The 10961-nt window shown below is 48.2% G+C and carries 9 protein-coding genes and 1 tRNA gene; 3 read left to right on the forward strand and 7 right to left on the reverse strand.

Features of this window, described 5'->3' with window-relative positions; translation table 11 throughout:
• Positions 1 to 15: 15 nt before the first annotated feature.
• From QZ367_RS04800 to gpmI, 7 genes are all read right to left on the reverse strand, one after another.
• Complete coding sequence (locus QZ367_RS04800) at positions 16 to 387, reverse strand: hypothetical protein (protein ID WP_291938080.1); 372 nt, start codon at positions 385 to 387, stop codon at positions 16 to 18.
• A gap of 537 nt (positions 388 to 924) precedes the next feature.
• Positions 925 to 2271: a transcription termination factor Rho gene (rho, locus tag QZ367_RS04805; protein ID WP_291938082.1), complete on the reverse strand. Its 1347-nt coding sequence runs from the start codon at positions 2269 to 2271 to the stop codon at positions 925 to 927.
• Positions 2272 to 2332: 61 nt separating this feature from the next.
• Positions 2333 to 3271, reverse strand: coding sequence for an acetyl-CoA carboxylase carboxyl transferase subunit alpha (gene accA, locus QZ367_RS04810; RefSeq protein WP_291938084.1), 939 nt, complete (start codon positions 3269 to 3271; stop codon positions 2333 to 2335).
• Positions 3271 to 4488 carry a beta-ketoacyl-ACP synthase II gene (locus QZ367_RS04815; protein WP_291938086.1) on the reverse strand — a complete coding sequence of 406 codons (1218 nt, stop codon included), beginning with the start codon at positions 4486 to 4488 and terminating at the stop codon, positions 3271 to 3273. The genes accA and QZ367_RS04815 overlap by 1 nt, the downstream gene beginning before the upstream one ends.
• A gap of 18 nt (positions 4489 to 4506) precedes the next feature.
• A complete protein-coding gene (gene acpP / locus QZ367_RS04820) occupies positions 4507 to 4743 on the reverse strand; it encodes an acyl carrier protein (RefSeq protein WP_005873350.1) in 237 nt (78 codons plus the stop codon).
• 68 nt (positions 4744 to 4811) lie between these two features.
• Positions 4812 to 5555, reverse strand: coding sequence for a 3-oxoacyl-ACP reductase FabG (gene fabG / locus QZ367_RS04825; RefSeq protein WP_291938091.1), 744 nt, complete (start codon positions 5553 to 5555; stop codon positions 4812 to 4814).
• A 100-nt stretch (positions 5556 to 5655) separates the two neighbouring features.
• Entirely contained in the window at positions 5656 to 7122 is a 1467-nt protein-coding gene (gene gpmI, locus QZ367_RS04830) for a 2,3-bisphosphoglycerate-independent phosphoglycerate mutase (protein WP_291938094.1), read from the reverse strand.
• Positions 7123 to 7320: 198 nt separating this feature from the next.
• Between gpmI and mraY the strand changes: the two genes are divergently transcribed.
• From mraY to QZ367_RS04845, 3 genes are all read left to right on the forward strand, one after another.
• Complete coding sequence (gene mraY, locus QZ367_RS04835) at positions 7321 to 8385, forward strand: phospho-N-acetylmuramoyl-pentapeptide-transferase (protein ID WP_005873354.1); 1065 nt, start codon at positions 7321 to 7323, stop codon at positions 8383 to 8385.
• A 114-nt stretch (positions 8386 to 8499) separates the two neighbouring features.
• Positions 8500 to 9978, forward strand: coding sequence for a UDP-N-acetylmuramoyl-L-alanine--D-glutamate ligase (gene murD / locus QZ367_RS04840; protein WP_291938097.1), 1479 nt, complete (start codon positions 8500 to 8502; stop codon positions 9976 to 9978).
• 548 nt (positions 9979 to 10526) lie between these two features.
• Positions 10527 to 10602: transfer RNA gene (locus tag QZ367_RS04845), tRNA-Phe, on the forward strand.
• The last annotated feature ends 359 nt before the right edge of the window (positions 10603 to 10961 follow it).

Consider the following 10961-nt stretch of genomic DNA (forward strand, 5'->3'; position numbering starts at 1 on the left):
GCTATGCCTAGCGCGCTAGCATTTGCCTGCTTTTTTAAGCAGAGCGTTGCAGTTACCGCCTTTGCCGCTTCCCGTACTACCCGCTGCTCCGACGATTTTCGTGCAAAGCACGTCAGAATCAACTACTATAACGGATGAAAAATAGCAACGATACAAATCCCCGTTTTTGCTCCTGACCTTATAATGTACTGAGTCAATCTCACTTTTTACTGAATCAGGCACAACCGTTAGATTTGATTTATCTATACCAGTTGCCATTTCAGCGCGATCTAAGAGTGTCGCTTCACTAGTCATCGGCTTTTTTATAAAACCACAACCACCTAAGACGGAAGCGGCTGCAAAAGACACAGCTAAAGTAAAAAGGCTTTTTGAAACCAGATATTTCATCGTTTTTCCTTTTAATTAAAATATAGATAAATTATAACGCCGTCCCAATTTAAATCTCCTTAAAATATGGATTAAACTGCTATTTTAAAATTTTAAAACGTGGCTAGTAAAATTTAAACGTAAATAGCAAGCTTAGATGTGGGATTCATAATGTTAATCTTGTCGCAGCTGAAGTGCGCACATCTTAAAATGAGAGTTACGAGATAAGATGCGGCATCCAAACAAAAAAAGGCTACGATGCCACGATTGGATTGCGGACAAAATTTAAAATCAGAATTTTGTGAGTTATAAATTTAAAGCTAAGCTTTAGAATTTCATAGCTATTGGGATTTTAAGTGAAAGTCTAGTGCATTACCGCAATATCAGCTCGCCACATATTTACGGAATTTTACACGTTGCAAATTACCCCTACCATCATAATTTGCGCGCCGCCCTCAAAGCGCGTACGAAGCTACGTGGCGATATTTGCGGCAAGCGGTATAAACCATGCCGCTAAATTTGGAGCGAAATTTCAGAATAAGGCTAAATTTAAAGAATTTAGCCGTTCATTATCGATAGCAGTTCGGTGTTGTCTTTGGTTTTTAGCATCTTGGCGTATAAAAATTTCAGCGCCTCGACGTCGTCCATCGTCGAGATAGCCGAGCGCAGCGCCCAGATCTTTTGCAGATTTTCGCTGCCTTGCAAAAGCTCCTCTTTGCGCGTGCCGGACTTGGTGATATTGATCGCGGGGTAAATTCTACGATCCGAGATGTTGCGATCGAGGATGATCTCGCTGTTGCCCGTGCCTTTGAACTCCTCGAAGATCACGTCATCCATTCGCGAGCCGGTCTCGATGAGCGCGGTAGCGACGATGGTAAGCGAGCCGCCGTTTTCGATATTTCGCGCCGCACCGAAGAAGCGCTTCGGCTTATGCAGGGCGTTTGCGTCCACGCCGCCGCTTAGGACTTTGCCGCTGCTAGGCGTGATGGTGTTGTAGGCGCGCGCAAGGCGGGTGATGCTATCAAGCAGGATGACGACGTCCTTGCCGTTTTCGACGGCGCGTTTTGCCTTTTCGATGACGAGCTCGGCGACGCGAACGTGGTTGAATGCGGGCTGATCGAAGGTCGAGCTAAATACCTCGCCGCGCACGCTGCGCTCCATGTCGGTTACCTCCTCCGGGCGCTCGTCGACTAACAGCACCAAAAGCTCGACCTCGGGGTGGTTGCGCGTAATGCCGTTGGCGAGCTCCTTCATAAGCTCCGTTTTACCGCTACGCGGAGGCGCCGTGATGAGCCCGCGCTGCCCCTTGCCGATCGGGGTGAAAAGATCAAGCACGCGACCGGTAAGGCGCATAGGATCGTATTCGAGCTTGAGCTTTTCGGTCGGGAAGAGTGGCGTGAGATTGTCAAATAGCGGACGCTCTCTAGCCTCTTGGATCGATTTGTAATTGATCGCCTCGATCTTTAAGAGCGCGTAGTACTTCTCCTGATCCTTCGGCTCGCGTACCTGACCCGTGACTATGTCGCCGACGCGAAGGGCGAATTTACGGATCTGGCTTAGGCTCACGTAGGCGTCGTTGGCACTGTCGCTTAAATTTGAATCTATGCCGCGCAAAAAGCCGTAACCCTCGGCGGTAACCTCCAAAATCCCCGTAAAAAGTATGAAGCCGCCCTGCTTCGTCTGCATGCGTAAAATTTCAAAAACGAGCGCTTGGCGGCGGAATTCGCGCGGGTTCTCGACGCCTAGCTCGTCTGCTATGGCGATGAGATTTTCAAGATCCATCGAGCGGAGCTCCTCGATCTGATAGCCCTCGACGGGAACATGCGTTTTAGCGTAAGTTTTTCTGCCGTTTTGATTAGAATTTGAAACGGCGGTCTGAGCGGAATTTTGATTTGTATTTTCCATTTGTCCTCTTAGAGTGTGAAGTTATTAAATTTGGTTTTAAAAAAGTCGCGAAATTTAAAATTTAGTTTTCTTTATAAGCACCGAACCTTAAAATTTTTTGTTGCCTTCTGCTGATGAGCTCGTCTATGCTAAGATCGTCTAGCTTGTGCAGCTCGGTTAAAACGTAGTTTCCAAGCGCTTTTATCGCGCCGTCTTTATCTCTGTGGGCGCCCGTTTTAGGCTCTTTGATCACGTCGTCGATCAAACCCAGCTCTTTTAGCTCCTCGGCGGTGATTTTTAGCGCCTTCGTAGCGGCCTCGCTCTTGCTTGGATCGTTCCACAAAATCGCGGCACAGCCCTCAGGAGAGATAACTGAAAAAATTGAGTTTTGAAGCATCGCCAGCCGATCGGCCACGCCGATAGCCAAAGCTCCGCCGCTGCCGCCCTCGCCTATAACGACGGCGATCGTAGGCGTTTTAAGATCGCTAAGCTCATATAAATTTCGCGCGATTGCTTCGCTTTGACCACGCTCCTCGGCACCAAGTCCCGGATATGCGCCCGGAGTGTCAATCAAAAACAAAATAGGAAGGTTAAATTTCTCGGCAAGTTTCGCTACGCGCAGCGCCTTGCGATAGCCCTCCGGATGGGGCATACCGAAATTGCGCTTCAGCTTGTTTTTGGTGCCGCGGCCCTTCTGCTCGGCGATCACGGCGATTTTGCGGTTACCCATAATGCCCAGATAGCATACAATCGACGGATCGTCTCTAAAGGCGCGGTCGCCGTGAAGCTCCCTAGCGTCTTGCAAAAGCGCACGAATATAATCGATCGCGTAAGGGCGATCCGGGTGGCGCGCAAGCTGAAGTCTTTGGTATTCGTTTAAATTCTTATAAACTTTGGAAATTTCTTTTTCGAGGTTCTTATTTAAAATTTCGACCGCGTCCTCATCGCCGCGAATTTTTGCAGCGGTGATATCCTCATCGATCTGCTTTATAGACTTTTCAAAGTCCAAATAACTCGCCATTAATCTACTCTTTTGAAAATAAGCGACGCGTTTGTACCGCCGAAACCGAAATTATTGCTCATAACGCAATCGAGTTTGGCTTTTCTAGCGACGTTTGGCACATAGTCCAAATCGCAATCTGGATCTTTTGAAATTTGATTTATCGTAGGCGGTATAATGCCGTTTTGCATCGCTAAAAGGCTGACCGCAGCCTCTACAGCTCCGGCAGCACCCAGGCAGTGTCCTAGCTGACCCTTAGTGGAGCTGACCGCAGGCACTTTGCCCTCGCCGAAAAGCTCTTTTAACGCCGCAGTTTCGTTTTTATCGTTTATTGCGGTGGACGTTCCGTGAGCGTTGATATAATCAATCTTCGGGCGTCCCGCCATCTCGTAGGCCTTTTTCATAGCGCGGATCGGTCCGTCTAGGCTAGGCGAAGTGATATGATAAGCATCGCCGCTAGCGCCGAATCCTACGAGCTCGCCGTAAATTTTAGCGCCGCGCGCTTTTGCGTCCTCTAGCTCTTCTAAAACTAAAGCCGCCGCGCCTTCGCCCATAACAAAGCCGTTTCGCTCCGCATCAAACGGACGTGAAGCGTGCGCAGGATCGTCATTTCTAGCACAAAGCGCCTTCATCGCGGCAAATCCGCCGATACCTACGGGACAAACCGCAGCCTCGGCTCCCACTGCAAGCATCTTTTTCGCTTCGCCGATCATAATAACTCTCGCAGCGTCCATAATCGCATGTGCAGAAGCCGCACAAGCCGTAACGCTGGATAAATTCGGACCTTTTAATTTATAATATATCGAAACAAAGCCGCCGAGCATATTTACTAACGCAGAAGGGATAAAAAACGGAGAAATTCGCCTAGGGCCGCGCTGCAAGCAGGTATTGGCGTTTATCTCGATATTCGGCAAACCGCCTATACCGCTAGCGGAGCTAACGCCGAATTCATCGCTATCGAAACCGCTAAATTTAGCGTCATCCATAGCTTCACCCGCGGCTTTAAGTCCCAGCTGGATAAATCTATCCATCTTTTTTATCTCTTTTCCATCCTCGATTATGCTCGAAGGATCGAAACCTTTTACTTCAGCTGCAATTTGAACCGGAAATTCGCTAGCGTCAAAGAGCGAAATTTTATCAACCCCGGTTTTTCCGTTACAGATATTTTCAAAACTGCTCTGTTTGTCAAGCCCGAGAGAAGTTATCATCCCGATGCCCGTTACTACGACTCGTTTCAAAACCGCTTCCTTAAAATTTTATTTCTTAGGCAAATTTTCTATATAATCTACTACGTCTTTAATGCTTACTAATTTTTCAGACTCGCTATCTGGGATCTCGATACCGAATTTCTCCTCTAAAGCCATTACTAGCTCAACTACGTCAAGAGAGTCCGCGCCCAAATCCTCGATAATTTTAGAGTCAAGTTTAACCTGATCCGGGCTTACGCTTAGTTGTTCTACAACTACGTCTCTTACATCTTCAAATACTGCCATTTTAGCACTCCTTTAAAAAAATACCGCGTAATTCTATAATATTTAACCTTAAATTCCGCTATTTAACGCTACATATAGAGCCCGCCGTTGATTTTAAGCGTCTCGCCCGTAATGTAGCCCGCACCGTCGCTGAGTAAAAACGCAACTCCTTCGGCAACGTCGCTCGTGCTTCCGAGGCGCTTAAGCGGGATGCTCGCTTCGTAGCTTGCTTTTACGTCGTCGCTTAACGCGTCCGTCATATCGGTGGCGATGAAGCCCGGAGTTATGCAGTTGAAGCGGATGCCGCGCGCTGCGCCCTCCTTTGCGAAACTCTTACTCATTGCGATCATTCCGCCCTTGCTCGCGCTGTAATTGACCTGCCCGGCGTTGCCCATTTCGCCGACGATCGAGGCGATATTTACGACGGCACCGAAGCGCTTTTTGCTCATTAGCTTTAAAGCTTCGCGGCAGCCGATGAAAGCGCTGCTTAAATTTGCTTCGATCACGCCCATAAAGTCTTCCAGCTTCATCCTAAGCGCGAGCTTGTCGTTCGTGACGCCCGCGTTATTTACCAGATAGCTTAGTTCGCCGTCGCTTTGTGCAATCAGGGCAATCGCCTCGCTAAATTCCGCCTCGTTCGTCGCGTCAAATTTTATCACGGCGCCCTCTCCGCCGTTTGCGCGGATCTCCTCTAGCAGCGTGTCAGCAGGCTCTGGTGCAGAGCGATAATTGATCCACACCTTAAGTCCGTAGCCTGCCAAAGTCCTTGCGATCTGTGCGCCGATACCGCGGCTCGCGCCCGTGATTAAAACGTTTTTTCCGCTAAATTTCATACTTTTCCTTTTATTAAAATTTTAATTTCTAGCGTAAATTTATCCAAATTTACCTAAATTTTAGCCGTTAAAATTTGGCTACAAGCGCGCCGTTGAAATTTCAAAATAGCGCCTCGTCCATCTCCGCGGGCTTCGGTAGCCCCATTAGTTTTAGTACGGTAGCTGCGACGTTGCTAAGCCCAAGTCCGCTTTTTAGTTCACGCACGTCGCGCCCCAGCACGAAGCAAAATACGTCAAAGGTCGTGTGGTTCGTTAAAATTTCGCCGTCCGCATCTCGCATCGCCTCGCAGTTGCCGTGGTCGCTAATCTGCACATAGGCGTAATCGTGCGCCCTCGCCGCGCTTAAAATTTTACCGATGCACTCATCCACCGCCTCGACCGCCTTTACCGCGGAGTCGTAATTGCCCGTGTGTCCAACCATATCGCCGTTTGCGAAATTTACGACGATGAAATCGATCCCCCCTTCGATACCGCGAATCACCGCATCGCATACCGCAGGCGCGCTCATCTGCGGCTGCTCGTCGTAGGTTTTTACTTTGGGGCTTGGGATTAGCACGCGAGTTTCGTTCGGCAGCGGCTCCTCGACGCCGCCGTTAAAGAAAAACGTAATATGTGCATATTTTTCGGTCTCGGCGGTATGAAGCTGCGTAAAACCGGCTTCTGCGATCACTTCGCAAAGCGTGTTTTTAAGCACAGGCTTCTCAAAAAGTAGAGGAAATTTAAAGCTCGCGTCGTATTCGCTCATCGTGATTAAATTTTGCACGACGAATTTTCGCTCAAATTCGCCGAAACCCTCATCGCCCAAAGCCGCACAAAGCTCCCTGGCGCGATCGTTTCTAAAATTTATAAAGATCGCTCCATCATCCGCGCCGATACCGCTAAAGCCGTTAAAGCTCGCAGGCTCGATAAACTCGTCGCTCACGCCGCGTTCGTAGCTTTGCAGTATATACTCGCTAGGCGAAATTTCAAGCGGCGCCGCTTCGCCCATAAGTACATCGTAAGCGCGCTTTACGCGATCAAAGCGCTTGTCGCGATCCATCGCGTAAAAGCGCCCGCACACGCTCGCTACTTTAAATTTAGCCTCCAGGCGCTTTAAAAATTCCGCTCCGCTGCTCGGTGAAACGTCGCGCCCGTCGGTGATAGCGTGCGCCCAGGTCTCGCAACCCGCATTCTGCGCTATCTCGCAGATCGCGTCGAAATGGCGCAGATGCGAATGCACGCCGCCGTCGCTGTAAAGCCCTATGACGTGCACTCTGCGGCACTTTGAAAGCAGGCTTTGTAGCGCTTCGTTTTTCTCAAGCGAGCCCTCATCGATCGCGCGATCGATTTTGACTAGGTTTTGATACAGAATTCTACCGCTTCCGATCGTCATATGCCCTACTTCGCTGTTTCCCATCTGCCCCTGCGGCAAGCCCACGGCAAGCCCCGAGGTGCGCAGTAGCGTATTGGGCACGTTTTTAAAAAGATAATCATAGGCGGGCTTTTTTGCGTTTGCAAACGCGTTAAATTTATCGCTCGCGTTAAAGCCGATGCCGTCGGTGATAAGTAAAATCGTCTTTTGCCCCATTTTGGCTCCTAAATTTCGTCTAAATTTCGCTGCGCTGGCCTTTTGAAGCAGGTCCGCGGCGCTGTTTTTACGAGCGGCATTATACTTTCTTTTGGCAAATGCGGCAAAATTCCATCCGCCCTAAAAGCTAAATTTTACCTCTTTTATACTAAAATGCGCATTTTCGTATAAAATTTCATAAAATTTAAAAGGCAAACTTTGTTTTATTATCTTTACCATCTTACGAATATAAATTTCTTCCAATACATCACCGCGCGCGCAGGAATCGCATTTTTTATCGCTTTTTGCTTTTCAGTCTGGGCTATGCCGCGGTTTATCCGCTGGGCGCAAGCCAGACACGCCGCGCAGCCCATCTACGAACTCGCGCCGCAAAACCATCAGAAAAAGAGCAAAACCCCGACGATGGGCGGGCTTGTTTTCGTTACCGCCGCGGTGCTCGCAAGCCTGCTGTGCGCCAAGCTAAACAACGTCTTCGTGCTCTGCGGACTGCTTTGTTTGGTGGGCTTCGGCTACATAGGCTTTAAGGATGATATCTCTAAAATTTTAGGCCGCCAAAACCACGCAGGTCTTAGCGCGCGGGCTAAATTTGCACTACAAAATTTCTTGGCGTTTCTGATCGGGGCGACGCTTTATGCTTTTAGCGACCTGGGCGGGGAATTTTTCGTGCCGTTTTTCAAATACCCTCTGCTAAATTTATGGATTTTCGCGCCGCTGTTTTGGACGATCGTGATAAGCGCGAGCTCAAACGCGGTAAATTTAACCGACGGATTAGACGGGCTGGCAACCATTCCGTCGGTGTTTTCGCTCTGCAGCTTGGGCGTATTTGCCTATCTCTGCGGGCATGCGATCTACTCGCAGTATCTCTTGCTACCGCGCGTCGCGGGCGCAGGCGAGGTCTGCATCATCGTCTCGGCGCTCATCGGCGCGCTGCTTGGGTTTTTGTGGTTTAACTGCTACCCCGCCGAAGTCTTTATGGGCGACAGCGGCAGCCTCAGCGTAGGCGCGTTTTTAGGATACTGCGCAGTCATCACGAAGAATGAAATTTTACTCATAATGATCGGCTTCGTCTTCGTCATCGAAACGCTCAGCGTGATCTTGCAGGTGGGCAGCTTTAAAATTTTCAAACGCAGAATTTTCCTGATGGCGCCGATACACCACCATTTCGAGCTTAAAGGCTGGGTCGAGAACAAAATCATCATCCGCTTTTGGATCATCGCGTTGATCGCAAATATCATAGCGCTGACGTCGCTGAAATTGAGATGAAATGCGAGCGCAAATTGAACCCGACTTCGAAACGGTGCGCGAAAAATACGGCGAAACGGCTGAGCTTAGCGCGGGCGAGATAACTCAAATTTTATGGGGCAAAAGGGGAGAAAAATGAAAAAATCGCTATTTGGCTACGGGCTTACGACCAGAGCGATCGCCGAGCACTGCCAAGAAGGCGGCTCCTGGGACATCTACGACGATAAATTTGAAATTTCTTCAGGGGCGCCGAAGCTGGATGAGTTCGGCAACGCGCTTTTAAACCCAAGCGAGTTCGATCCTGCCTCAAGCGAGCTTGAAATCCCAAGCCCAGGCTTTCCGCCGCATCACGAGCTGGTGCGAAAGGCACGAAATTTAATCAGCGAATACGATTATTTCGACGATTACAAAGGTCTTAAAATTTGGATCAGCGGCACGAACGGCAAGACCACGACGACGAAGATGATGCAGCACCTACTCGAGCGATACGGCTCGCAAATGGGCGGCAACGTGGGCGTTCCGCTTGCAAAACTTGATAAAAGTGCCAAAATTTGGGTGCTGGAGACGAGCTCGTTTACGCTGCACTACACCAAGCACGCGCGTCCCGACATCTACGTGCTGCTTGCGATCACGCCCGATCATCTCAGCTGGCACGGCGATTTCGCGGAGTATGAGCGCGCCAAACTCTCGCCGCTGCTAGCGATGTGCGAAGGCTCCGTGGCGCTGATCCCGCGCGCCTACGAAAGCTCCGCCGCCGCGCAAAATAGCCTGGCTCGCGTAATCTGCTACGAGGACGAAGCGGATCTGGCGCAAAAATTCGGCATCGATTTAGACGAGATAAAATTCCGAACTCCGTTTTTGATCGACGCGCTTTTGGCACTGTGCGTGGAGAAAATTTTATTCGACAGATGCGACGCCATGCGACTAAACGACTTCGTGATCGAAGGCAATAAACTCGAGGAATTTACCGACGCGCGCGGCAGGCTCTGGGTCAATGACACGAAGGCGACCAACATCGATGCGTGCGCGCAGGCGCTGAAGCGATACGCGGGGCGCAAAATACATCTGATCCTAGGCGGCGACGATAAAGGCGTGGATCTGCACCCGCTTTTTGCGGAGTTTAAAAAATACGATCTGCAAATTTACGCGGTCGGCTCAAATACCGATAAAATCGTGTGTTTGTGCGACGAATACGGACTTCCTTGCGTGCGCTGTGAAATTTTACAAACGGCGGTGAGCGAAATTTCGAAGCGGTACCGAGATGCGGACTTTAAAAAAAGCGGCGCAAGCGAATTGAAAGTACGAAATTTAAGCGCGAATGGCGAATGCAACGGCGGCAAGGCGAAAGAAAACGCAAAGATCGGCGAAAATACGCCGCATAAAGGCGGCGGCTCATCTGCCGTAAGCGACGACGCCTCTTCGCCGAAACGCCGCGCAAACGACGGCGAAACTCGGAATTCGCAGAATTCTAAAAATTCTGTGGATTTTAAGAATTCCGTAAATTTCGCAAGCGAAATAGCGCTACTAAGCCCTGCGTGTGCTAGTTTGGATCAATTTAAAAGCTACGCCGAACGCGGCGAGCTATTTAAAAAACAAGTCGCACAACTTGGATAGATAAGCATATAAAGTTTAGATGGATCAGGTCGAGCCTTTATTAATACAATTTGCAATCGTATTTTAAAATTTCAACGCTTCTGCTGCGCGGATATCTAAATAAATTCAACCCCGAAGTAAACATCCCCATGTCACACTATTAGCTCGAGCACAATGTTTATAAAGATGCTTCGTCAAGTCCAAATTAAAGCCAATTTTCGATGCTAAATTTAACCAATTGCGGCTATCGCCTGTTATGCGCACAAATTTAAAACGATACCGCGATCCTTTGGCGCAAATTTATCTACTTTGCATAGCCTAGAACCAAGCGTATAATTTGCAAAGTCGGCTAAATAGTAATTTTATATCACTTTGCTTTTAGATCGATAGTCCTTTTTAATTATTGCAAATTGCTGCTCAAGCAATATATTTTTATCACTAAAATTTAGAAAATTCCAACTGAGTAAATTTGGCTGTTTCCGAGCGCAACGTGCAAAAATATAGCGAAAATCGAGAATTTTAACCGAGATTTAAGTATTGCATGGCTAAAATTACTTTTCTTTTTCGGTGGTTGGATAGCTCAGTCGGTAGAGCAGCAGACTGAAAATCTGCGTGTCGGCAGTTCGATTCTGCCTCTAACCACCACTTAATCTATTTTATATTTTATCACTCCCTTTGCTTTCTTTTTGTTGACATGACGGTGCTTGTTATAAAGACCCTATAATTAAAACCTAATAAATCAAACACGAAATAAGATGAAAGCAAAGCCGAGAAAAAGTACAAAAGTTAAAATTTCAAAGCACACGGAATTTATAGATAGAATAAAGAAGGAACTATAAAATTCGTAAATTTCGATTATAAAAGAATATAACTATATAAAACTATAAAGTTCATAAAATCTTATAAAAGGAGAAGTCCACCTTACGCTCCTCCCCTTATTTTATACATTATATATTCTTTCTTATTGTTCTTTATTAGATTTTTTACCCCTCTTACCTTTAGCC

This window comes from Campylobacter sp., from assembly GCF_019423325.1.
In the GTDB taxonomy this organism is placed as follows: Bacteria; Campylobacterota; Campylobacteria; order Campylobacterales; family Campylobacteraceae; genus Campylobacter_B.